Source organism: Marinobacter pelagius (assembly GCF_003315345.1).
GTDB classification, from domain to species: Bacteria; Pseudomonadota; Gammaproteobacteria; order Pseudomonadales; family Oleiphilaceae; genus Marinobacter; species Marinobacter pelagius_A.
Map to the genome: position 1 here is coordinate 41,756 of NZ_QNRO01000009.1, position 22,921 is coordinate 64,676.

Annotated in this window: 19 protein-coding genes and 1 tRNA gene; 8 read left to right on the top strand and 12 right to left on the bottom strand. The window is 62.3% G+C overall.

The annotated features are described in order from the left end of the window. The first annotated feature begins 339 nt into the window (after positions 1–339). Both DET50_RS09680 and DET50_RS09685 read left to right on the top strand, forming a co-directional pair. Positions 340–1,902, top strand: a complete 1,563-nt coding sequence (locus DET50_RS09680; RefSeq protein ID WP_258546100.1) for a phospholipase D family protein — start codon at positions 340–342, stop codon at positions 1,900–1,902. 113 nt (positions 1,903–2,015) lie between these two features. Then, positions 2,016–2,528 (top strand): lipocalin family protein, encoded by a 513-nt coding sequence (locus tag DET50_RS09685; protein WP_113862660.1) that lies wholly within the window; start codon positions 2,016–2,018, stop codon positions 2,526–2,528. Positions 2,529–2,688: 160 nt separating this feature from the next. Here DET50_RS09685 and DET50_RS09690 read toward each other — a convergent pair. From DET50_RS09690 to def, 7 genes are all read right to left on the bottom strand, one after another. Next, positions 2,689–2,765 (bottom strand) — tRNA-Pro (locus DET50_RS09690). 102 nt (positions 2,766–2,867) lie between these two features. Continuing rightward, on the bottom strand, positions 2,868–4,949 hold the full coding sequence (glyS, locus tag DET50_RS09695) for a glycine--tRNA ligase subunit beta (RefSeq protein WP_113862661.1): 2,082 nt from the start codon (positions 4,947–4,949) through the stop codon (positions 2,868–2,870). Between the two features lie 2 nt (positions 4,950–4,951). After that, positions 4,952–5,980 carry a glycine--tRNA ligase subunit alpha gene (glyQ, locus tag DET50_RS09700; protein ID WP_091998468.1) on the bottom strand — a complete coding sequence of 343 codons (1,029 nt, stop codon included), beginning with the start codon at positions 5,978–5,980 and terminating at the stop codon, positions 4,952–4,954. Positions 5,981–6,107: 127 nt separating this feature from the next. Next, complete coding sequence (gene trkA / locus DET50_RS09705; protein ID WP_113862662.1) at positions 6,108–7,511, bottom strand: Trk system potassium transporter TrkA; 1,404 nt, start codon at positions 7,509–7,511, stop codon at positions 6,108–6,110. After that, the gene (rsmB, locus tag DET50_RS09710) at positions 7,508–8,809 is read right to left on the bottom strand and encodes a 16S rRNA (cytosine(967)-C(5))-methyltransferase RsmB (RefSeq protein ID WP_113862663.1); all 1,302 of its coding nucleotides are present in this window, start codon (positions 8,807–8,809) and stop codon (positions 7,508–7,510) included. Before rsmB ends, trkA begins: the two co-directional genes overlap by 4 nt. A 1-nt stretch (position 8,810) precedes the next feature. Then, positions 8,811–9,746, bottom strand: coding sequence for a methionyl-tRNA formyltransferase (gene fmt, locus DET50_RS09715; RefSeq protein WP_113862747.1), 936 nt, complete (start codon positions 9,744–9,746; stop codon positions 8,811–8,813). A gap of 90 nt (positions 9,747–9,836) precedes the next feature. Next, complete coding sequence (gene def, locus DET50_RS09720) at positions 9,837–10,340, bottom strand: peptide deformylase (RefSeq protein ID WP_113862664.1); 504 nt, start codon at positions 10,338–10,340, stop codon at positions 9,837–9,839. A gap of 309 nt (positions 10,341–10,649) precedes the next feature. Between def and DET50_RS09725 the strand changes: the two genes are divergently transcribed. From DET50_RS09725 to aroE, 5 genes are all read left to right on the top strand, one after another. Then, the gene (locus DET50_RS09725; RefSeq protein ID WP_113862665.1) at positions 10,650–11,666 is read left to right on the top strand and encodes a LysM peptidoglycan-binding domain-containing protein; all 1,017 of its coding nucleotides are present in this window, start codon (positions 10,650–10,652) and stop codon (positions 11,664–11,666) included. A gap of 79 nt (positions 11,667–11,745) precedes the next feature. Then, positions 11,746–12,924 carry a DNA-processing protein DprA gene (gene dprA / locus DET50_RS09730; RefSeq protein ID WP_258546101.1) on the top strand — a complete coding sequence of 393 codons (1,179 nt, stop codon included), beginning with the start codon at positions 11,746–11,748 and terminating at the stop codon, positions 12,922–12,924. Positions 12,925–12,967: 43 nt separating this feature from the next. Next, entirely contained in the window at positions 12,968–13,540 is a 573-nt protein-coding gene (gene tsaC / locus DET50_RS09735) for an L-threonylcarbamoyladenylate synthase type 1 TsaC (protein WP_113862666.1), read from the top strand. A gap of 8 nt (positions 13,541–13,548) precedes the next feature. Next, positions 13,549–14,478, top strand: a complete 930-nt coding sequence (gene hemF / locus DET50_RS09740; RefSeq protein ID WP_113862667.1) for an oxygen-dependent coproporphyrinogen oxidase — start codon at positions 13,549–13,551, stop codon at positions 14,476–14,478. Continuing rightward, positions 14,468–15,292 (top strand): shikimate dehydrogenase, encoded by an 825-nt coding sequence (aroE, locus tag DET50_RS09745; RefSeq protein ID WP_113862668.1) that lies wholly within the window; start codon positions 14,468–14,470, stop codon positions 15,290–15,292. Before hemF ends, aroE begins: the two co-directional genes overlap by 11 nt. An 85-nt stretch (positions 15,293–15,377) precedes the next feature. Here aroE and DET50_RS09750 read toward each other — a convergent pair whose 3' ends face one another. The 5 genes from DET50_RS09750 to DET50_RS09770 form a co-directional block, all read right to left on the bottom strand. Further along, positions 15,378–15,830, bottom strand: coding sequence for an Hsp20/alpha crystallin family protein (locus tag DET50_RS09750; protein ID WP_113862669.1), 453 nt, complete (start codon positions 15,828–15,830; stop codon positions 15,378–15,380). Between the two features lie 195 nt (positions 15,831–16,025). Further along, complete coding sequence (locus DET50_RS09755; RefSeq protein WP_113862670.1) at positions 16,026–17,585, bottom strand: alkaline phosphatase family protein; 1,560 nt, start codon at positions 17,583–17,585, stop codon at positions 16,026–16,028. Further along, positions 17,564–19,681: a glucans biosynthesis glucosyltransferase MdoH gene (mdoH, locus tag DET50_RS09760; protein ID WP_113862749.1), complete on the bottom strand. Its 2,118-nt coding sequence runs from the start codon at positions 19,679–19,681 to the stop codon at positions 17,564–17,566. Before mdoH ends, DET50_RS09755 begins: the two co-directional genes overlap by 22 nt. Beyond that, positions 19,674–19,919: a hypothetical protein gene (locus tag DET50_RS19345; RefSeq protein WP_147252206.1), complete on the bottom strand. Its 246-nt coding sequence runs from the start codon at positions 19,917–19,919 to the stop codon at positions 19,674–19,676. Before DET50_RS19345 ends, mdoH begins: the two co-directional genes overlap by 8 nt. A gap of 69 nt (positions 19,920–19,988) precedes the next feature. Next, a complete protein-coding gene (locus DET50_RS09770) occupies positions 19,989–20,534 on the bottom strand; it encodes a gamma carbonic anhydrase family protein (RefSeq protein WP_113862672.1) in 546 nt (181 codons plus the stop codon). Between the two features lie 292 nt (positions 20,535–20,826). Between DET50_RS09770 and prlC the strand changes: the two genes are divergently transcribed. Further along, positions 20,827–22,872 carry an oligopeptidase A gene (prlC, locus tag DET50_RS09775; protein WP_113862673.1) on the top strand — a complete coding sequence of 682 codons (2,046 nt, stop codon included), beginning with the start codon at positions 20,827–20,829 and terminating at the stop codon, positions 22,870–22,872. The last annotated feature ends 49 nt before the right edge of the window (positions 22,873–22,921 follow it).

Below are 22,921 nucleotides of genomic sequence, written 5' to 3' on the forward strand. Positions count from 1 at the left end.
GGTATCGCTCATTTCGGATTTGCGAAGACAGGTACAGCCCGGATACGGATACTGAAATCCTAGACCAGATGTCAGAACCCGTCCGGGGTTCTAACAAGAACAGAAACGAAAGTTGATGCCGGTCAACGGCTGTGACGATCCGAAACCGGTAGCCTTTCGATTCACGGCCGAGTCAGATTACCCGCGAGATTTCCTTATATCAATACGAGTATAACGTTATTCCATTAAGGTTTTATGGCAGGGATGTCTAGCCGTTTTGTTTCCGAAACCCGGGAGAGCGCATATATTGTCCACAGGAGACAGAGTTTTCCCTGAAAGGCCCATGTGGTGAGGCTATTTTTGTTACATAACCTGGCAGAGCACCGTCGGCAAATCTTTACAGGATTGGCCATCCTTCTGCTATCGGGTTGTGCTCTGCCACCACTGGCGGACCGGCCTGACAGCCGATCCATTCCCCAGTCCCAGACCCGGGAAACGGTTCTGGGCCAGGCCATTACCCCAAAAACTGACGCCCATCCCGGCGAGAGTGGCGTTGTCCTGCTACCGGATCCCTTCGATGCCTTCGCCGTGCGTGCGCTGCTGGCCGAGGCGGCCGAAACCAGTCTCGATGTCCAGTACTACATCTGGCGTCCGGACACCACCGGCACCCTGATGCTGTACACCCTTTATCGGGCGGCGGAACGAGGGGTCAGGGTGCGGTTGTTGCTGGATGACAATGGCATCGCCGGCATGGACGACATCCTGGCGGCCTTGAGTCAGCACCCCAGCATCGAGATTCGCCTGTTCAACCCGTTTGTGGTCCGTAATCCCAAGTGGCTGGGTTATTTCACGGATTTTCGGCGTCTGAATTACCGGATGCACAACAAGTCCTTCACCGCGGACAACCAGGCTACGATCATTGGTGGCCGGAACATCGCCGACGAGTACTTCGGTGCCGGCCAGGGCACCCTGTTTGCGGATCTGGATGTCCTGGCCATCGGCCCGGCGGTGGATGAGGTTTCCCGGGATTTCGACCGCTATTGGGACAGTAGCGCCGCCTGGCCGGCGCAGCGGATCCTCGGCGAACCCGAATCCGATGCGGTTGCCGCTCTTGGCAACCTGTTCAGCGGTGCCGAGAACAGTGATGCCGCTTCCGTGTATGTTCACGCGCTGGAGGATTCCGGATTCCTGAGGAAGCTGTTGGCCGGGGAACTGACTTTCAGCTGGGCACCAGTCGTCATGGTCAGCGATGATCCTGCCAAAGTCATGGGCCGCAATGTTAAGGAGGATCTGCTCAGTCGCCAGCTGGCCCGGGCACTGGAGAACCCGGAACGAAGCATTACCCTGGTCTCACCGTACTTCATCCCCCGGGATGCCGGAGTGGAACTGTTCCGGAAGCTGGAAGAGCGGGGTGTGGAGGTGCGGGTACTGACCAACTCCCTGGAAGCCAACGATGTAGCCCTGGTTCATGCCGCCTACAGCAAGTACCGCAAGCCCCTGCTGCGGTCGGGTGTGGAGCTATGGGAGATGCGCCGGCTCGACAACGATCCCCCGCGGGAGCAGGACCTGCAATCCGGCATGGTGGGCAGTTCGGCGTCCAGTCTGCATGCCAAGACCTTCGCGGTTGATGGTGAGACCCTGTTCGTGGGCTCGTTCAATTTCGATCCCCGCTCTATCCATCTCAATACCGAACTGGGATTTGTGATCGAGAGCCCGGAACTGGCCCGGGCGCTGGAACGCGAGTTTGATCAACAGGTCCGATTCACCGCGTATCGAGTAGTACTGGATGAGGACGGCGAACTGCGCTGGCTGGAACAACAGGAACACCGGATGGTGACCTACAGCCATGAACCGGGAACCGGGCCGTTGAAGCGGATGCTGGTGTTTTTCTGGTCGCTGATGCCGATCGAATCCCTGCTGTAATGTGACCGGCCTGATTCCGAAGCCTGGCCCTGGTGGCGGCCATTTTGATGGCGTGTTTTTCGCTGCGGCTCTGGTATGGTTCCGCAGACATCCGTCGGTTTGAGGAGAACCCCATGAAAGCCCTGCCCGTGATTGCTGCCACCCTGCTGCTACTGGCTGGCTGCACCGGCCTGCCCGAAGGCATTGAACCGGTCACCGGCTTCGACAAAGACCGCTACCTGGGCACCTGGTACGAGATCGCCCGCCTGGACCACTCCTTCGAGGAAGGCCTGAGCAAGGTGACCGCCGAGTACACCCTGAATGAGGACGGCAGCATCAAAGTCATCAACCGGGGTTACAACGCCGAAGAAGGAGAGTGGGAACAAGCCGAAGGCCGCGCCGTGTTTGTGGGCGACAGCGATGTGGGCCACCTGAAAGTGTCCTTCTTCGGGCCCTTTTACGGCTCTTACGTGGTGTTCTGGCTGGATGAGGACTACTCCACGGCTTACCTGACCGGTTACAACCGGGATTACCTGTGGTTGATGTCCCGGACACCGGAGGTGAGTGACGAGGTGCTGGAGGCGTTCAAATCCCGGGCTGAGGCAGAGGGGTTTGAGCTTGGGGAGTTGATTTTGGTGGAGCAGTAAGTATTTGCATCACTGGTCAATCGCCTCATTCATCAAAATAACCCCTTTGATCTCAAGCAGATTTATAGAGGATACCGAAATTCATGGGCTTCAGGTGCAATAACCTGACACGGAAACGGTGTTACGAATTATAAAAAGGAGATACAGAAAGGCGGGAAAGTGGTCGGCGTGGCAGGATTCGAACCTGCGACCCCTTCGTCCCGAACGAAGTGCGCTACCAAGCTGCGCCACACGCCGAACAACGGCCGGTATTATACGGATTAAACGAGTTTTGGCTACCCCTCGGGCGGGGAATTTTCGTCCGTATAACTGCGGAGACCGGCCGTATTACCCTCCCTGTTACCCGGCGGTGGGCAACAGGGAGATGTCCGCCACCCGCAGGAACAGGTTGCGCAAGCGGTTGAGCAGGGCCAGGCGGTTGTTGCGGATCGACTCGTCCTCGGCCATGACCATGACCTCGTCGAAGAAGGTATCCACCGGCTCCCGCAGGCTGGCCAGGGAGCTCAGGGCACTGGCGTAGTCGCCCTGCTCGAACAATGGCAGGACTTTTTGGGCCTGCTCTTCCACCTGCGCCGCCAGGGTCTTTTCCTCGGCGTCCTGCAACAGGCTGTCGTCCACGGTTTCGCCGATGCCGTCGCCACCCTGCTTGGTCAGGATGTTGGACACCCGCTTGTTGGCGCCCGCCAGCGCCTGGGCTTCCGGTAGCTGACGGAAGGCTTCCACAGCCTTCACCCGGCGGTCGAAGTCCAGCGGCCTGGTGGGTCGGCGGGCGTGCACGGCCAGGTAAACCTCGGCGCCGATGCCCTGCTCTTCGTAATGGGCGCGGAAGCGCTCGAGCATATAGTCCACCACGGTGCTGGCGGTATCCTGCTCGGTCAGCACGGTGAAGTTCTGCTCTGCCCATTCGCAGACGGTCTGCAAATCCAGCGGCAGCTCGCGTTCGATGATGATGCGCAGCACGCCCAGAGCGGCGCGGCGCAGCCCGAACGGATCGCGGGTGCCTGAGGGCGGCTGATTGATGCCGAAGAGGCCGACCAGGGAATCGATTCGGTCGGCAATGGCGACGGCACAGCCGGTCAGGGTGCCGGGCAGGTCATCGCCGGCAAAGCGCGGCATGTACTGCTCGTTCAGCGCCTTCGCGACCTCCTCGTGCTCGCCATCGTTGGCGGCATAGTACTGGCCCATGATGCCCTGCAGGTCGGTGAACTCCAGCACCATTTCGGTGACCAGGTCAGTCTTGGCCAGCATGGCCGCCCGCTCGGCCAAGGCCGGATCACTGTTGATCGCCTCGGCGATCTTCTTCGCCAGGGCGGCGACCCGCACGGACTTGTCGTAGATGCTGCCCAGCTTCTCCTGGAACACAATCGGCTTGAGGGACTCGATGCGGTCTTCCAGCCGGGTCTTGCGATCGGTGTCGTAGAAGAAGGCGGCGTCGGCCAGGCGCGGGCGGATCACTTTTTCGTTACCGGAGATGACCTGGCTAGGGTCCTTGCTTTCCAGGTTGGCCACGGTAATGAACAGCGGCAGCATCTTGCCGTCCTTGTCCACCACGTGGAAATACTTCTGGTGCTCCTTCATCGAGGAGATCAGGGCTTCCGCCGGAACCTCGAGGAAGCGCTCCTCGAACCGGCCCATCAGCGGCACCGGCCACTCGTTCAGGGCGGTAACCTCGTCCAGCAGGTCCTCGTCGATGACCGCCTTGCCGCCGGCTTCCTTCTCGGCCAGGGCAGCAACACCGGCACGGATATGCTCCCGGCGCTCGGCGAAGTCCGCCAGCACGTAGCCTTCCTGCTTGAGTACCACCTCGTAGTCATTCGGAGTGGGTACGATCAGCGGCTTCGGGCAATGGAACCGGTGGCCGCGGGTGGTGTTGCCCGGCTTCAGGCCCATGATCGGGGTGTCGATTACCTTGTTGCCGAACAGGAGGACCAGCCAGTGCACCGGGCGGACAAACTCGGTGCGGTGGGCGCCCCAGCGCATGCGCTTGGGAATCGGCAGGGCGGCCAGGGACTGTTCCACCAGTTCCGGCATCAGTTCCACGGTCGGCCGGCCCTTCTCCACAGTGCGATAGACCACCCAGGCACCCTTGTCGGTTTCCATGGTGTCGAGCTGGTCCGGGGTGATGCCCAGGGAGGTGGCGAACCCGGTCAGTGCCCGGGTCGGGTTGCCGGAGTCGTCGAAGGCGGCTTTAACCGCCGGGCCACGCTTCTCTACCGGCTTGTCCGGCTGGGCGTCGGCCAGGTCGCGGACCCGGACAGCCAGTCGGCGGGGCGCGGCAAAGGCTTCGACCTTGGCGAATTCGATGCCGGCGTCTTCGAGGCCCTTGGCGATACCCTGGGTAAAGGCATCAGACAGTGGTTTGAGGGCCTTGGGGGGCAGTTCTTCGGTGCCCAGTTCAACCAGAAAATCCTGTGTAGCCATGGTTATGCGTTCCCCTGTTCCTGCTGTGCCTTCTTCGCTTTCTTGCCTTTCTTCTTGCCGTTGGCCTTGGCCTCAGCGGCTTCTGCCGCAGACAGCACTTCCTGTTTCAGGGCCTCGGGGGCCAGCGGGAAGCCGAGCTTGCGGCGGCTGTCGAAGTAGGCCTGGGCCACGGCACGGGCTAGGGTACGTACGCGCAGGATGAAACGCTGACGTTCGGTCACGGAGATGGCGTGGCGCGCATCCAGCAGGTTGAAGGTATGGGAGGCTTTCAGCACCTGTTCATAGGCCGGCAGCGGCAGGCCGGCCTCGATCAGCCGGGCACTCTCGCGCTCGTGGACGTCGAAGCTGTGGAACAAAAACTCGGTATCCGCCTGCTCGAAGTTGTAGGTGGACATCTCCACTTCCTGCTGGTGGAACACATCACCGTAAGTGACGACGCCATCCGGGCCTTCGGTCCACACCAGGTCATAGACGCTGTCCACGCCCTGCAGGTACATGGCGATCCGCTCCAGGCCGTAGGTCAGCTCGCCGGTCACCGGATAGCACTCCAGGCCGCCCACCTGCTGGAAGTAGGTGAACTGGGTTACCTCCATGCCGTTGAGCCAGATTTCCCAGCCCAGACCCCAGGCGCCGAGGGTCGGGGATTCCCAGTTATCCTCGACGAAGCGGATGTCGTGGACCAGCGGGTCCAGGCCCAGGGCCCGCAGGGAATCCAGGTAAAGCTCCTGGATGTTGTCCGGGGACGGCTTCAGGACCACCTGGAATTGGTAGTAGTGTTGCAGACGGTTGGGGTTTTCCCCGTAACGGCCGTCGGTGGGGCGACGGCTGGGCTGAACGTAGGCCGCATTCCAGGTCTCCGGACCGATCGCCCGCAGGAAGGTGGCCGGGTGAAACGTACCGGCGCCCACTTCCATATCCAGGGGCTGGAGAACCACGCAGCCGTGCTGCGCCCAGAAATTCTGCAGAGCCAGGATCAGACCCTGGAAGGTCTTGATATCCGGCGCGGAGTTGTTCGTTGCCTTGTCTGTCACGACGTTTGCCTGCTGATTCAGTCTGTGTGTGGCGCCCCGATCATCCTCCGGGGCACTCCGAAAAAAGGCGCATTATACGCTTGCCAATGCGGTATTTCTAAGAGGTCTTCACTGCGTTGATTTTGAACTAGAAGAAGGTCAGGCCGACCTGGAAAAGTTTCTCCACATCCCTGATCTTGGTCTTGTCCACCAGGAACAGGATCACGTGGTCGTCCGGCTGCACACGGAGGTGGTCGTGGGCGATCAGGACCTCGTTGTGGCGGACGATGGCACCGATGGTGGTGCCTTCCGGCAGGGAGATCTCGTCCAGCCGTTTGCCCACCACCTTCGAGGACCGGTGATCACCGTGGGCGATGGCCTCGATGGCTTCGGCCGCGCCGCGCCGCAGTGAGTGAACGTTTACTACGTCACCCCGACGAACGTGGGTGAGCAAGCTGCCGATGGTGGTCTGTTGCGGCGAGATGGCGACATCGATATCCCCGCCCTGGATCAGGTCCACGTAATCGGGGTTGTTGATCAGGGTCAGCACCTTGCGGGCGCCGAGTCGTTTGGCCAGCAGGGAGGCCATGATGTTGGCCTCGTCATCGTTGGTCACCGCGCAGAAAACATCGGTGTTCTCGATGTTCTCTTCCAGCAGAATGTCCTTGTTGGCGGCATCCCCTTCCAGCACCACGGTCTTGCGCAGGTTCTCGGACAGCATCACGCAGCGTTCGTGGTCCCGCTCCAGCAGCTTGACCTGGTAGCGCCCCTCCAGGGTGCTGGCCAGGCGCTGGCCGATGTTGCCACCACCGCAAATGAAGATCTTTTTATAAGGCTTCTCCAGGGGCTGCAATTCGCTCATCACCGAGCGAATGTGGTCGGCGCCGGCGATGAAGAACACCTCATCACCGTCTTCGATCACGGTGTCGCCCTGGGGCATGATCGCCCGGTCCTTGCGGAAGATGGCGGCTACCCGGGTATCGATCTTGGGCATGTGGGTTCGCAGGTAGGACAGCTCGTGCCCCACCAGTGGCCCGCCCTCGGTGGCCTGGATCGCCACCAGCCGCGCCAGACCCTTGGAGAACTCCAGTACCTGCAGGGCACCCGGGTATTCGATCAGCCGGGTGATGTGCTTGGTCACCAAGTGCTCGGGGCTGATCAGGACGTCGATGGGAAAACCGCGCAGGCTGTCCAGGTCCTTGGCTTTGTCCCGCTGGTAGAACAGCTCAGGCTTGGCCAGGTAGGCGTTGGCCCGGACCCGGCAGATGGTGGTCGGGGTCTTGTACAGCAGTTTGGTGACCTGGCAGGCAACCATGTTGGTCTCGTCGCTGTTGGTCACGGCGATCACCATGTCGCCGTCTTCGGCACCGGCCTGGCGGAGTACCGTCGGGTAGGAGGCCTTGCCCTGGACCGTCCGGATGTCCAGGCGATCCTGGAGTTCCCGCAGCCGGACGCTGTCACTGTCGACCACGGTGATGTCGTTGGCTTCGTTGGCGAGGTTTTCGGCCAGGGTTCCGCCCACCTGGCCGGCGCCGAGAATCAGGATCTTCATGGTTCGGGTTTCTCCAGTACCGCGTAAAAGAAGCCATCGTGGCTGTCAGGGTCCGGCAGCAACTGGCGACCGGCGCCGGTGTCCCGGCCCCAGGCCACATCCGGCTCGATCAGGCCGGCGTCCGGCTGCTGTTTCCTGAACCGTTGGATTATACGGTGGTTTTCCTGGGGGAACACGGAACAGGTCGCATACACAAGGCGGCCACCGGGTTTGAGGATAGACCACATGGCCTTGAGCAGCCCCATCTGGATGCCCGCCAGGGGAGTGATGTCCGATTCCCGCCGCAGCAGTTTGATGTCCGGATGCCGGCGGATCACGCCGGTGGCGCTGCAGGGCACATCCAGCAGAATGCGGTCGAATTCGGCGCCATCCCACCAGCTGTCGATATCCGCCGCATCCGCCTGTTTCAGGGTGGCGGTGAGGTCGAGGCGGTCCAGGTTTTCCTGTACCCGGGGCAGGCGTTCGGCGGATTCGTCAATGGCAACCGCCTCGGATAGTTCCCCGCAGGCTTCCAGGATTGCGCAGGTCTTGCCGCCTGGGGCCGCGCAGGCATCCAGGACCCGCTGGCCGGGGGCAAGATCCAGCAGGGTGGTACACAGCTGGGCGGCTTCGTCCTGGACGCTGGCGGCGCCGTCGGCGAACCAGGGCAAGCGGTCCACCGGCACCGGCCGGGCCAGCTGGATAGCGTGGGGTGCGAACCGCGTCGCTGTGGCCTCGATGCCCGCCTCGTCCAGCAGGCCCAGGTAGTGTTCGCGGCTGAAACGCAGGGCATTGACCCGTAGGGTCATGGGAGCCTGGGTGTTGTTGGCTTCCAGGATCCGTTGCCAGTCCTGCGGCCAGTTATGGCGCAGCTTGTCCACCATCCACTGGGGGTGGCTGAAGCGTTCGGCGTCGTCGTTCGGCTCGGGGGCACCTTCGCGCTCGGCGGCGCGCAGTAGCCCGTTGACCAGTCCGGTCAGGTGCGGCTTGTCCAGGGCCCGGCAGGCTTCCACCGATTCATTGAGCACGGCGTAGGTGGCCTGTTCGCTGAACCGGAGCTGGAACAGGGCGACCAGCATCAGGTGGTGGACGATGCGGTCCGGTTTGCGCAGCGGTTTTTTCAGCCGGCCCTGTAGTTCACCATCGAGCCGGTGGAACCAGCGGCAGGTGCCGTAACACAGTGCCTGCAGTTCCGCCCGTTCGCCTTCCCCGACCCGGTTCAGGGCCGGTGGCAGGCACTGGGACAGGGACTGGCCCTGCTCGACCGCCAGCAGGACGCTGGCCGCCACCGACCGCATGGGTTGTTGGCCGGAGCCCATATCAGTTCAGCTCCTGGCCGGGCAGCAACAGCTGCTTGCCGCCGTTGATCAGGTCGTTGACGCTCTGGGCGCGGGCTCCGGGCAGCTGCAGGCGGGTGATACGCAGGGTGCCTGCACCGCAGGCCACGTCGATGCCTTCCCGTTCCCGACGGATCACGGTGCCCGGGGTTCCGGTGGAGGCATCGGTGAGAGCGCGGGCCTCGTGAATGCGGATGCGCTGGTCGTCAAGGTCGGTGTAGGTGCCCGGCCAGGGGTTGAAAGCGCGCACCAGCCGTTCGATGTCGGTGGCGGTCTGGTGCCAGTCGATATGGCCTTCCTCCTTGGACAGCTTGTGGGCGTAGCAGGCCAGGTCGTCGTTCTGGGCTTCCCCGGACAATTCACCTTTCTCCAGCAGGGCCACTGCCTGGACGATGGCCTCCCCGCCCAGGGTTGCCAGCCGGTCATGGAGACTGCCGCCGGTGTCGTCATCCTGGATGGGGGTGATGGTTTTCAGCAGCATGGCGCCGGTATCGAGGCCTTCGTCCATCTGCATGATGGTGATGCCGGTTTCCCGGTCGCCGGCGGCAATGGCCCGCTGGATCGGGGCGGCACCGCGCCAGCGTGGCAGCAGTGAGGCGTGGATATTCAGGCAGCCGTGGGCCGGGATTTCCAGCACGGTCTTGGGCAGGATCAGGCCGTAGGCGGCAACAATCATCACATCCGGGTTCAGCATCGCCAGTTCCTGGCGGGCTTCCGGGCTGCGGAAATTCTCGGGCTGGAACACCGGCAGGTCCGCTTCGAGGGCCACTTTTTTGACCGGGCTGGGCATCAGCTTGCGGCCGCGCCCGGCGGGTCGGTCCGGCTGTGAGTAGACGCCGACGATGTCGTGGTGGGTGGCCAGAAGGGCCGTCAGGGCGGTAGCGGCAAAATCCGGCGTGCCGGCAAATACGATTCGCACTGTGGTGTCGTCTCTGTTCCGTTGAATACGAAAAGACCGGGTCATCGCCCGGTCCGTCACTGCCTGTCTGTTCTGGTGGCCTGAAACAGATCAGGCACTCTTGCGATGAAGCTTTTCCAGTTTCTTCTTGATCCGGTTCCGCTTCAGGGCGCTGAGATAGTCCACGAACAGCTTGCCGTTGAGGTGGTCCATCTCGTGCTGGATACAGACCGCCAGCAGACCTTGCGCCTCAATCTCGAAGGGCTCGCCGTTACGGTCCAATGCCCGGATCAGGCAGTGTTCGATGCGTTCCACGTCCTCGTAGAAACCGGGGACGGAGAGACAGCCTTCCTGCATGGCTTCGTAGTCACCATCCAGGACTTCCACCTGGGGGTTGATGAATACCCGCGGCTCGCTCTTGTCCTCGGACAGGTCCATCACGATGATCTGTTTGTGAACATTGACCTGGGTTGCCGCCAGACCGATTCCGGGCGCATCGTACATGGTCTCGAACATGTCGTCGATCAGCTTGCGGATGTCGTCTGTGACTTCGTCCACCGGCTTGGCGATGGTGCGCAGACGGGGATCCGGGTATTCGAGGATTTCTAGTATCATAACGCTCGCGTTTCTGGTCCGTATGTCCGGCAGTTCAGGCAATCTGCCCGGCTACCGTTTGAGTTTTGTAATCCTGTGAAGGAAGTCTCGATATTATCCCCCAATTCCACGATTGAGTACAAACTGATCAGTTAATAGTTAAAATCTTTCACAGGCAGAATAGAATTCACTGGAAGAACAAAAGATAACATCACAATTTCCGAGACTTCTTCTATAGTATCAGGAATAACAACGTAATAAGCTGCAGATACTCCGGCTGCATCCCAACAGAATGCAAAGACTCAAGGCACGCGATCAAGGACTTACACAATGAGGAAACTGCTGTACGCTCTGGCAGCCACTGCGCTGCTGTTCACTTCCTGGGCCCAGGCTCAACCGGAACTGCGGTCCGACCACCCCGAGCGTTACACTGTCGTGAAGGGGGACACCCTCTGGGACATTTCGGCGCGCTTTCTGAACAATCCCTGGTACTGGCCGGAAATCTGGCACGTTAACCCCCAGGTTGCCAACCCGCACCTCATCTACCCCGGTGATCGCCTCGCCCTGGTCTACATCGACGGCAAGCCGCGGATCACCAAGGTGGCTTCCAACGGCGTGGTGAAGCTCTCGCCCCAGGTCCGTTCCGAGCCGATTGATACCCCGATCCCGGCCATTCCGCTGGATGCCATCAGCAGCTTCCTGACCGATACCCGTATCGTGACCCCGGAAGAGCTCGAGGGTGCGCCCTACGTCCTTGAAGGCGAAGACGGCCGTATCATCACCGGTGCCGGTGACCGGGTCTATGCACGGGGCGACAAGCCGGCCGACAAGGTGGGTATCTTCCGACGGACCAAGGAATTCCGCGATCCGGATACCGGCGAGTTCCTGGGTCTGGAAGCCCGCAGCATCGGTGCCGGCAACATCACTGCCGAGAACGGGGATGTGTTGACCCTGCGGCTGACCAAGTCCAACCAGGAAATCCGCATCGGGGATCGCCTGCTGACCAGCGTCGATCGCCCGATTGCCACCAGTTTTGTGCCCAGCTCGCCGGATGAAACCGTCGAGGGTGAGATGATTGCCGTCGATGGCGGTGTCAGCCAGATCGGTCAGTACGACGTGGTGGCGATCAACCGCGGTGAACGGGATGGCCTCGAGCCCGGCAATGTCATGGCGGTGCTCAAGAGCGGCAACCTGGTACGGGATCCGGTCACCGGTGAGACCATCGAGCTGCCCTCCGAGCGTGCCGGGCTACTGATGGTGTTCCAGGCCTACGAGAAGATGAGCTACGGATTGGTCCTGCAGGCTACCCGCCCGCTGTCCGTGGGTGACAAGGTCACCAACCCCTGATCGGACAGAAGCTTCCAGCTGCAAGTTGAATGGCCGGGCGGGATTGCCCGGCCATTGTTGTTTTCAAGGATGAAGAATCATGAACGAAATGCTTTCCGGCGCGGGTTCCCGCGACCGATTCTGCCAGGCGCTTGAACATCCCGCTGCGCCCTGGCTCCTGCTGGCAACCCTGCCCCGGTTCGGTATCCGGCGGCGTGAGGCCGCGATGGCCGCAACCGAACAACTGACCGATCTGTTGGCCATGAATGCCGCCACCCTGAAAGCAGTGGGTCTGCATCCGGAAACCGTTACCGGAATCCGCGCCTGGCAGGATAAAGACGCCAGCCACCCTGCCCTGATGGAAATCGCGGAGGCCCTCATTGCTTGCGGCCAACACGGCATCCACATCGTTGCCTGGCCCGATGCCGACTATCCCGAAGCACTGCGCCACATCCATGACGCGCCCCTGGTACTCTATACCCTGGGCGATCCCGCCCTGCTCGGCCGGGACCAGATTGGCATTGTCGGAAGTCGTCATGCCACCCGCCCGGGCCTGGACCATGCCCGCCGGTTCGCGGCGGAACTCAGTCGCCGGGAACTGGTGGTCACCAGTGGCCTCGCCCTGGGTGTGGACGGTGCCGCCCACGCCGGGGCCCTGGATGCCGGCTTTCCCACCATCGCGGTTATCGGTTGCGGGCTGGACCAGATCTATCCCCGCCAGCACCAGAGACTGGGCCAGCGGGTGATCGAACAGGGCGTGCTGGTGTCGGAATATCCCCCGGGGACGCCGGCCCGTGCTGCCCATTTCCCCCAACGCAACCGGATCATCAGCGGGTTGTCCCGGGGCGTACTGGTGGTGGAGGCGGGTCTCAAGAGCGGCTCGCTGATCACTGCCAGGCTGGCGCTGGAGCAGGGGCGCGAGGTGTTTGCCATTCCCGGTTCCGTCCACAGTCCGGTGGCCCGCGGCTGTCACCACCTGATCAAGCAGGGCGCCCGTCTGGTGGAAACCGTGGACGATGTGCTGGAAGAGCTGGGCGCCTGGTGGTCCCCACAAGCCGGGGCAGCGGATCCCGGCGGGCAGCCGGGGGCGCCGGATCTGCCGCGTCTGGGGCAACGGGAAATCGCGGTACTTGAGGCATTAGGGTATGATCCGGTTTCAACCGATGCACTGGGTTCGGCAACCGGATTGGCCGCAGACCAGCTGATGCAGTCTCTGTTGCTGCTGGAGCTGGAAGGGCTGGCCAGTTCAGCGCCAGGCGGCTACCTGCGAATCGCCTGAGCCCGGTGCCCTGTTTCACCCCGTTCTGAACAGATGATTCTCAATGCCCGTGTCCAAATCACTGACTGACTGGCAACGCCTTCGCGCCCGCCGCACCCTGCTCGGGGGCGGTGTCATCGCCTACCCGACCGAAGCGGTCTGGGGCCTGGGGTGTGATCCCTGGGATGTCCTGGCGGTAGAGCGAATCCTGGAACTGAAACAGCGCCCCATGGAAAAGGGCATGATCCTGGTGGCCGCTTCGGTTGAGCAGGTGCGTTTCCTGCTCGACCCGTTGCCGGCGAACCTCCAGGAAACCGCCGTGAGCCACTGGCCGGGGCCTGTGACCTGCCTGCTGCCGGATGTGAACGAACAGATTCCGGAGTGGGTCCGGGGCCGCCACAGCTCCATTGCGGTGCGGGTCAGCGACCATCCGGTGGTCCGTTCCCTGTGCGAGGCGGCCGGTATGCCGCTGGTCTCCACCTCCTGCAATCCCGCCGGGCGCCAGCCGGCCCGACATTCCTGGCAGGTCCGCCGCTACTTTGGTGACCAGCTGGACTGGATCGTGCCCGGTGAACTCGGTGGCAATCGTAAACCCAGCCGCATTATTGATATCGTCACCGGCCAGCAGCTTCGATAGGAGAGCCCATGTCACAACAACCCGACAGTCAGGCCGTCAAGGAATACCTGCTCGGCCTGCAGGAAAACATCTGCCGTCGCCTGGAGGCGGTGGACGGTGAGGCCTCGTTCATCCGGGATTCCTGGGACCGTCCTGAAGGCGGCGGGGGCATCAGCCGGGTCATCAGTGAGGGCCGGGTGTTCGAAAAAGGCGGCGTGAACTTCTCCCATGTCATGGGAGACACCATGCCCGCCTCCGCCACAGCTTACCGGCCCCATCTGGCGGGCGCCCCCTGGCAGGCCATGGGTGTTTCCCTGGTGATTCACCCGAACAACCCCTACGTGCCCACCTCCCACGCCAATGTCCGGTTCTTCATTGCCACGCCCAAGGACGGTGAGCCGGTGTACTGGTTCGGTGGCGGATACGACCTGACGCCCTACTACGGGTTTGACGAGGACTGCGTGCACTGGCACCAGACCGCGAAAGCGGCCTGCGAGCCCTTCGGCGAGGACACCTACCGCCGCTTCAAGGACTGGTGTGACGATTATTTCTACCTCAAGCATCGGGCCGAGCCCAGGGGCGTCGGCGGTCTGTTCTTCGACGATCACAATACCGGTGATTTCGAAAAGGACTTCGCCCTGATGCAATCGGTGGGCGACAGCTATATTGAAGCTTATGAACCGATCGTACGGAAACGGATGGGCATGGATTACGGTGAACGCGAGCGCAACTTCCAGCTGTATCGCCGCGGCCGTTATGTCGAGTTCAACCTGGTGTATGACCGGGGGACCCTGTTCGGGCTGCAGTCCGGCGGCCGGACCGAGTCGATCCTGATGTCCCTGCCACCGCTGGTGCGCTGGGACTATAACCGGGTGCCGGAGCCGGGGACCGAGGAAGCTCGGCTGACCGAGTATTTTCTCACGGGCCGGGACTGGCTGGGAGAGAACCATGACCAATGATCTGTACGCGGTGATCGGGCATCCGATCAGCCACAGCAAATCCCCACGGATTCACAGCCTGTTTGCCCAGCAGACCGGCGAGCCGGTGGAATATACCGCCATCCAGGCGCCGCTCGAGGACTTCGCCGGTACCGTCCGGCAATTCTTCGAGCGGGGCGGCAAAGGCGTCAATGTCACGGTCCCGTTCAAGGAACAGGCCTGGCAGTTGGCGGACCAACGGACCGGGCGGGCGGAGAAGGCCGGCGCCGCCAATACCCTGTACTACGATAACGGCCAACTGGTGGCGGATAACACCGATGGCTGCGGTATCGTCCGGGATCTGGTCAACAACCACGGTGTTACCCTCAAGGGCGCCCGGATTCTGTTGCTTGGCGCCGGCGGTGCCGTACGCGGCGTCATCGGACCGCTGCTGGCGGAACAGCCGGCGGAACTGGTGATCGCCAACCGCACCGTAACCAAAGCCGAGGCTCTGGTGGATCTGTTTGCCAACGATGCCGGCGACACCCGCCTCAGCGCCTGCGGCTTCGGAGAGCCCGACCAGCCCTTCGATGTGATTATCAACGGCACCAGCGCCAGCCTGCAGGGGGACCTCCCGGCCCTGTCACCGAAGGTCATCGGCGCGAAGACGGTGGTGTACGACATGATGTATTCGCTGAAGACCACCACGTTCAATCAATGGGCGCTGGATCAGGGTGCAACCCGGGTGTTTGATGGCCTCGGCATGCTGGTGGAGCAGGCCGCCGAGTCGTTCCGGGTCTGGCGTGGTGTGCGCCCGGAGACCGCCTCGGTGGTCGAGGAATTGCGCACCGACTGAGCCGGGCGGGGTAAAAAGAAAGGCAGTAGCCGGGGCGTAAGCCCGGCGCCTGCCCGGAGAAGGGTCAGTGTGAAGCGAAGCGGACTTACTCCACGTTCACTTCGATGGCTTTCGGCTCCTTCGGTTCGGCCTTGTTGATGATCAGGGTCAGCAGACCATCCTTGAAGCTGGCCTTGACGCTGTTCTCGTCCACATTGTCCGGCAGGGTGAAGCGGCGCATGAAGCTGCCATAGAACCGCTCGATGCGGTGCATCTTTTTGTCCTCGGTCTCCTCTTCCTGTTTGCGCTCACCCTTGATGGTCAGGACACCGTCATCCACGGTCACCTTCACATCGTCCTTGGACATGCCCGGCAATTCGGCCTCGACGGTAAAGGCCTGGTCGGTTTCCTTGATATCCACCGCCGGAGCCCAGTCACTGCGACTGAACAGGTCTTTGCCTTCCCGTTCGCCCGCCCGGGTCAGCCCGAACATCCGGTTGTAGCGGTTCATCAGGTCCTCGAATTCATTGATCGGGTTCCAGCGTGTCAGGTTGCTCATGGTCATTCCTCCTTGGTACGAAAACGAATCTGAAAATGTGTTATCAGCTTCGCTCGCGGAACAGCTCCCTGCCGGCGGCGCCAACCGGCCGGTTATCCGTGAACATCTGCTACCTTGGAATGTAGGCGCTCCCGATCGGTTTTCAAGGGTGGTTGTGGTCAATATTTGACCGGAATCAATTGAGCTGTCAGCTGCTCAGGGCGCGCCATAGTGTTGGTGCAGAAAGGCTCGGAATCGGCTCATGGGCGCGCCAGCGGTGTCCATGTCGGGCCGGGTGCCCGGCCGGAAGCCGGGCAGCTCCCCGGACAGAAACGGCGCGACCAGGGCCGGGTCACTGCTGATCACATGGACGATGACATCGCGGCTCGCGCCTTCGCCGGTGATCAGGGGCGCAGGCTGGTGATCGCCCAGAACGAACATCAGGGTGTTGTCGCCCAGGTGGCGGACGGCAAAGCCGCTGGCGACCGCCAGGGCATAATCGGTCGCCCGGGCGTAATGCTCACGCACCCGGTCCGGTTCCCGCCACAGCGACGCCGGCGCCTCACCGGCCCCCTCCCATTGCCGGAATACCTGGCCGTCCCCGATGCGATCCCATTGCTCAAGCACCGGCAGAATGGGCACCCAGGGTGCGTGGCTGCTGATCAGCGCCAGCTCCGCAAACATTGGGCCGGGACGTTCCGTGCGCTGGCGGCCGAACCAGTGCCAGGTGTACTGATCCGGCATGGTGACCCAGTTGAAGGGCGGGCCCTGGTAGCCGAGGTCATCGTGATCGAAGATCCGGTCATAGCCCAGCAGCTTGCCCTCCGGCCAGGGTTGGGTGATTGCGGGCATCACCGCCAGCGTTTCATGGCCGGTGCGGCGGAAGTCGTCCACCAGCGTCGGGTAGTCGCTGCTCAGCAGCGTTTCGTAGGCCAGCTGGTTCTCGATCCATTGCCCGCTGAGTACCGAGAGGTGGCCAAGCCAGGACTGGCCGCCCTGGATCGGCGATTCCAGCCGACCGGTGGCCACGGTCAGACCCGCCTGTGCCAGCTCATCCGCCATGGCGTCCAGCCGGGGCGCCATCACGGAACGATAGGGCTCATCGGTCAGATTGGTGATGCCATAGGACTCAATGAACGCCAGGATCACATCCGTGTCTGCCAGGCGGACCAGCGCCCTGGGCTCGCGGCCAGCCGCCTGCCCGCGCAACTGCTCGGCAAAAGCCTCCGTGGTGCGGTGGGTATGGGCAATCAGCGAGCCCTGGTTGGCGACAAAGGCCAGCGCCGGGCTACCCACCCAGGGCGTAACCGCCGTGGCCGCCACCAGCCCGGTGATCAGCAACAAGGGCTTGCCAGCGGCTTCGGGAGAGTGTCTGGCCAGGCGTGCAGTGAGTGCCATGAACAGCTTGGCGAGCGCGGCCAGCACCATGGCCAGCAATATCAGGGCGAGGATGGCACCGGCAACGCCGAGATTGGTGCGTAGCAGGTGCCAGGCAGCATCCACCAGGCCCACCTCGAGGTACAGGTTGAGCCCTCGCCCCAGGCTCTCCCGGATCAGCGCATCGGCCCCGACCAGCAGAACCAGGACAGAATAGGCCGCCGCCAGGGCGCCGATCAGTCTCCCCGGTGGTCTTTGTTGCAGTGCCAACGCTGCCCAGATGGCCAATGCCTCAACCGCGAGCCACGGTGTGCCCCCCGGCAACGCCAATGCCGGCACCAGCAGCAAGCCATTGAGTAGCAGGAAGGCGATGGCCATCAAGATGCGGCTTCGATCCATCGGTGCTCCAACTCCTCCTCGCGAATACCTGCCAGCCCCGGTCGCCACTCCAGGGTTTTCTCAAGCCTTGCCAGAACCTGGCCCCAAGGCGTGTCAGGATCGGCCTGCCAGACCCGGTAGTGCAATGCCCTGAGCGACTCGGGATTCTCGCACAGTAGCGTGATCTCCTCATCGCTGAGCGCTCCGCTGCCGGCCTGGGCGCAGCGCTCCACCAACCGGGTCAGCCGCTCCTGTTTCCTGCCTTGAAGGCGTTGCTGACTCCTGACGGTCCTGTCAGACGACGGCGGTGCGAGTACCCGTTGTTCGAATCGGCTCAGGTCGGGCCACAGCTGCCCGAGGGCCAGGCCGGCATCCGCCCGAGCCAGGACCGGAGCGCTCACCCGCTGCTCGGGCACGAGCCAACAGCGCCGGTTCGAGGTTGGCTCGGCCAGCCATCGGGCCAACAGCGGTGTCGCCAGCACCGGTACAGTGACCGGCAGGGCCCAGGGCGTGAGTTCGGGAGCCTGCCAGTGGATCAGGGCCAGTATTACCCCTGCGGTCGTCATTGGCCAGATGAATGGTTGCCACTGTGCCCCGCTGCGCGAATCGCCGGTGCGGTTCTGGCCCTGCCAAGGGGTACGCATGTTCAGGAGCGCGTGGACAACATGAATACTGTGGACCACCATGCGCACCGGTGCCAGGATGAGCGCCATCAAAGTTTCCCCGCCGGCACTGGCCAACAGCCGGGTCGCACCACCAAACCGGGGCGTCCGCCCGGCCAGCACCTGGTCGATCAGCGCCAGGATCCGCGGCCCGAGTAACAGGGTCGCCGTGAAGGCCATCAGGAAGTGGTTGGTACCAGAGAAACCGGCGCTGCTGGCGACCAGTCCGGGAACCGTGGGCGGCGGGGCATCACTGTGCAGCCCAAGGTAACCGGACAGCCCAAGGTAACCGGACAGCCCCAGAAACCCCAACCATAATGGCGAGGCCAGGTAGCACAGGATTCCGGTTAGCAGGGCGAGACGGTGGACCGGACGAAGCCCGTCCAGCGTCGCCAGCAGCCAGAGGTGCTGCAGGTTGCCCCGACACCAGCGCCGGTCCCGGATCAGGTCATCTTCCAGGGTCGGTGGAGATTCCTCGAAGCTGCCGCCTATGGAGGGTTCCAGCCACACCTCCAGACCTGCCCGCCCCATCAGGCCAGATTCGATGTAATCATGACTGAGCACCGGACCGCGAAACAGCCCCGGACCTCGCAGCCGCCGCAGCCCGCAATGGCGCATGAAGGGTGCGGTGCGCAGAATCGCGTTGTGGCCCCAGTAGGTGGCGTCACCCAGCTGAATGGCCGCGAGTCCGGCACTGTAAAGCCGGCCGTAACAACGGTTTGCAAACTGCTGCACCCGGGCAAAGCGGGTCCCGGCCCGTGCCAGGCGTGGTGCGGTCTGGATGATCCCTGCCCGGGGTCGATGCTCCATCAGCCGTACCAGCCTGATAATGGCACTGGCTTCCAGCAGGCTGTCGGCATCCAGCACCACCAGGTACTTGTAGCTCATGCCCCAGCGACGCAGGAAATCGCCAATGTTGCCGCTCTTGTAGTTCAGCCGGATTCGCCGCCGCCGGTAAAACAGCCTTTGATGGCCGCCCAGTCTGGCGCAAAGATCAGCGCAGGCCGCCTGCTCTTCAAGCCAGACTTCCGGGTCCACGCTGTCGGAGAGTACAAAAAAATCAAACGCCTCCAGGTCCCCCCCTTGCTGCAGTTCCCGGTACGTCGCTGCAAGATTGTTCAGGGTACGCTGGACCGGTTCATGGCAGATGGGCATGATCACAGCGGTGCGGGGCAGCTCGGCCGGGTCCCCGGCCGGGCACTGACGATCCAGGCTCCAGGGGTCGCCACCCCGGCGCAGGATGAAAAACCCGAACACGGCAGTCCAGAAGCCCAGACCGATCCACAGGAAAAGAATCGCAAACACCAGCATCAACAGCGTGGACGCCCAGCCAGATGCGTCAGATGACAGCCCCTGTTGCAGCAGCCAGAGTCCGGCCAGGGTCTGGCCGATCACCAGACCGGCAAGCAACCACCGCCGCCAGTGGGCGGTGCGGTGCCAGGGTTGATCAGCCACCGGGATATCCGACACTGCCGCGAACCAGACGGGGCCCGGAAAGCGTATGGCACTGGCCGGCTATATCGAACCATTGATGCAGTCGTGGCAGCAGTGTCGCGGCGGTTACCGGTCTCCCGTCGGCACGGCAGCGATTGAAGTGCTCCTGCAGGCGCAAACGGGTCTGGGCACCGGTATCATGGCCGGCAACCTGAAGGTAGAGCAGCGCACGCTGGTAGAGGGGGTCGGTAACGTCCATGAGGGTCTCCCGGAGTCTCGATAGCTGAGAAACATACGGAGATCCCTCAAGGTTCAGACCACTCAGGGTCTATCTCTGACTGTACTCGCCGAGGTACTCATCCTTCAGTTTGACGTAATTCGCGGCGGTGTACTTGAAGAACGTCTTTTCCTTGTCGGTGAGCGGCCGGGCCTGTTTGGCCGGCGACCCCACATACAGGTAACCGGATTCCAGGGTTTTGCCCGGTGGCACCAGACAGCCAGCGGCAACGATCACCTCGTCTTCGACAACCGCACCATCCATGATGATGCAGCCCATGCCCACCAGCACCCGGCTGCCAATGGTGCAGCCATGCAACAGAGCCTTGTGGCCGACAGTCACATCGTCTCCGAGCGTCAGCAGATAACCGCCAGGGTTGTAGTCACTGGCATGGGTGATATGAAGCACGGACCCATCCTGAATACTGCAACGATCCCCGATCCGGATCTTGTGCATGTCACCCCGCACCACAGTCATCGGCCAGATCGATACATCTTCACCGGTCTGGACATCCCCAATCACCACGGCACTGGGATCGACCCAGCACCGTTCCCCAAAATGTGGCGTAATACCCTTGTGAGAGCGTACATTCGTCATTACATATACCTTTGGTCGGTTTGCCCCGAGGCCTGGGGCACCTGTGGGAGAGACCCTTCCAAAACTGTGCGGAGCCATGGATGGCGGAGCTCAAGCGTCACATGGGTGAGGCTGAGCGTTTATGAAGCAAAGCTTCATGCATCAGCCGAACGACTGCAATCTATGATTGCAGGCCGGACCCCGGAGGGGTGCCGCAAGGAGCGTGTTTTGGAAGGGTCTCTCCCACAGGTGCCTGCCCCGCGAGTAGAGGCACCGAAACTACCTTAGATGCAAAGAGCTGAGAAGAGGACTTATGAATAACCCGTTACTGACCGACGATCTGTTGCCGAAGTTTGACCACGTGCGCACCGAGCACATGGAAACGGCAATTGACCAGATTCTCAGCGAGAACCGCATGAAGATCAGCCAGCTCGCCGAGCAGGACGATCCCACCTGGGACACCCTGGCCCAGCCCATGCAGGCGCTGGAAGACAAGCTCTCCAACGCCTGGTCGGTGATTTCACACCTGAACGGGGTGATGAACAACGACGAGCTGCGCAAGGTCTACAAGAACTGCCTGGAGAAGCTGACCGAGTACAGCACCGAAATCAGCCAGAACGAAGCCCTGTGCAACGCCTACAAGAAACTGGCGGAACGGGATGACTTCAAGGACCTGAGCGAGCCCCAGCGCAAGTCGGTGGAAAACACCCTGCGCGATTTCCACCTGGGCGGTGTCGACCTGCCAGCGGACAAGAAAAAGCGTTATGCCGACCTGTCCCGGGAGCTGGCGGAGCTGTCCAACAAGTTCAGTGACAACGTACTGGATGCCACTCAGCACTGGTACAAGCAGATCAACGACGTGGACGAGCTGTCCGGCCTACCGGAAACCGCCATCGAGGGCGCGAAACAGGCAGCGCGCCAGAAAGAGCTGGACGGCTATGTGATCACCCTGGACTTCCCCAGCTTCTACCCGGTCATGACCTACTGCGACAACCGCGACCTGCGTCGGGAAGTCTACGAAGCCTTCGTCACCCGCGCCTCCGACCAGGGCCCGGACGCCGCTACCTGGGACAATACTCCGGTCATGGCGGAAATCCTCAAGCGTCGTCACGCCCTGTCCCAGCTGCTGGGCTTCAACAATTACGCCGAACGCTCCCTGGCTACCAAGATGGCCCGGAGTGTTGAAGAGGTGCTGGAGTTCCTGAACCAGCTGGCGGCCAAATCGAAGCCGGTGGCGGAAAAGGAATTTGCCGAACTGAAAGCCTTCGCCAAAGACGAGCATGGGGTGGAGGATCTGCAGGCCTGGGATATCGGTTACTACAGCGAGAAGCTGCGCCAGAAACAGTACGACATCTCCCCGGAAACCCTGCGCCCATGGTTCCCGGTCAACAAGGTGGTGCCGGGTCTGTTCCGCGTGGCCGAGAAGCTGTTCGATGTCCAGATCGAGGAACGCCCCGAAGTCGAGACCTGGCACGAAGATGCAACTGCTTATTGCATCAGCCGCCATGGCGAACCGGTAGCCTGGTTCTATTTGGATCTGTTCGCCCGTCAGGGCAAGCGTGGCGGAGCCTGGATGGCCGACTGCCGGGTACGCTGGCGTGACCAGCGCGGCCGCCTGCAACTGCCGGTGGCATTCCTGACCTGTAACTTCACCCCGCCGGTGAATGGCAAGCCGTCACTGCTCACCCACGACGAAGTGACCACCCTGTTCCACGAATTCGGACACGGCCTGCACCACATGCTGACCCAGGTGGACGTACTGGACGTATCCGGCATCAACGGGGTGGCCTGGGACGCAGTGGAGCTGCCCAGCCAGTTCCTGGAGAACTGGTGCTGGAACCCGGATTCCCTGGCACTGATCGCCAGCCACCACGAAACCGGCGAGCCACTGCCGGAGGACCTGTTGCAGAAATTGCTGGCGGCCAAGAACTTCCAGTCCGGCATGGCCATGGTGCGCCAGCTCGAGTTCTCGTTGTTCGACTTCCGCCTGCACGCGGAATTCACCGACGAGGCTCCCACCAATCCGCTGGACATGCACCGCAAGGTGCGGGAAGAGATCGCCGTGGTGGAAGCACCGGAGTTCAACCGCTTCCCCAACGCCTTCTCCCACATCTTCGCCGGCGGCTATGCGGCGGGCTACTACAGCTACAAGTGGGCGGAAGTGCTGGCGGCGGATGCCTTCTCCCTGTTCGAAGAGAAAGGCATCTTCGACCCGGAAACCGGCAAGGCCTTCCTGCAGAACATTCTGGAGAAAGGCGGCTCCCAGGAGCCCATGGAACTGTTCAAGGCCTTCCGCGGTCGGGAACCCCAGGTGGACGCCCTGTTGAGACAATCCGGCATCACGGACGAAGCTGCCTGATACAATGTCGGTAATTGGCCGGGTGGAGCCCTGCGAAGCCCGGCTGCCG

Coding starts and splice junctions, on each gene's coding strand:
- def (WP_113862664.1), bottom strand. CDS start 10,340: ATGATACTAGAAATCCTCGAATACCCGGATCCCCGTCTGCGCACCATC.
- prlC (WP_113862673.1), top strand. CDS start 20,827: ATGAATAACCCGTTACTGACCGACGATCTGTTGCCGAAGTTTGACCAC.
- DET50_RS09725 (WP_113862665.1), top strand. CDS start 10,650: ATGAGGAAACTGCTGTACGCTCTGGCAGCCACTGCGCTGCTGTTCACT.
- DET50_RS19345 (WP_147252206.1), bottom strand. CDS start 19,919: ATGGACGTTACCGACCCCCTCTACCAGCGTGCGCTGCTCTACCTTCAG.
- glyS (WP_113862661.1), bottom strand. CDS start 4,949: ATGGCTACACAGGATTTTCTGGTTGAACTGGGCACCGAAGAACTGCCC.
- dprA (WP_258546101.1), top strand. CDS start 11,746: ATGAACGAAATGCTTTCCGGCGCGGGTTCCCGCGACCGATTCTGCCAG.
- aroE (WP_113862668.1), top strand. CDS start 14,468: ATGACCAATGATCTGTACGCGGTGATCGGGCATCCGATCAGCCACAGC.
- DET50_RS09685 (WP_113862660.1), top strand. CDS start 2,016: ATGAAAGCCCTGCCCGTGATTGCTGCCACCCTGCTGCTACTGGCTGGC.
- trkA (WP_113862662.1), bottom strand. CDS start 7,511: ATGAAGATCCTGATTCTCGGCGCCGGCCAGGTGGGCGGAACCCTGGCC.
- DET50_RS09750 (WP_113862669.1), bottom strand. CDS start 15,830: ATGAGCAACCTGACACGCTGGAACCCGATCAATGAATTCGAGGACCTG.
- hemF (WP_113862667.1), top strand. CDS start 13,549: ATGTCACAACAACCCGACAGTCAGGCCGTCAAGGAATACCTGCTCGGC.
- DET50_RS09770 (WP_113862672.1), bottom strand. CDS start 20,534: ATGACGAATGTACGCTCTCACAAGGGTATTACGCCACATTTTGGGGAA.
- rsmB (WP_113862663.1), bottom strand. CDS start 8,809: ATGGGCTCCGGCCAACAACCCATGCGGTCGGTGGCGGCCAGCGTCCTG.
- tsaC (WP_113862666.1), top strand. CDS start 12,968: ATGCCCGTGTCCAAATCACTGACTGACTGGCAACGCCTTCGCGCCCGC.
- DET50_RS09755 (WP_113862670.1), bottom strand. CDS start 17,585: ATGGATCGAAGCCGCATCTTGATGGCCATCGCCTTCCTGCTACTCAAT.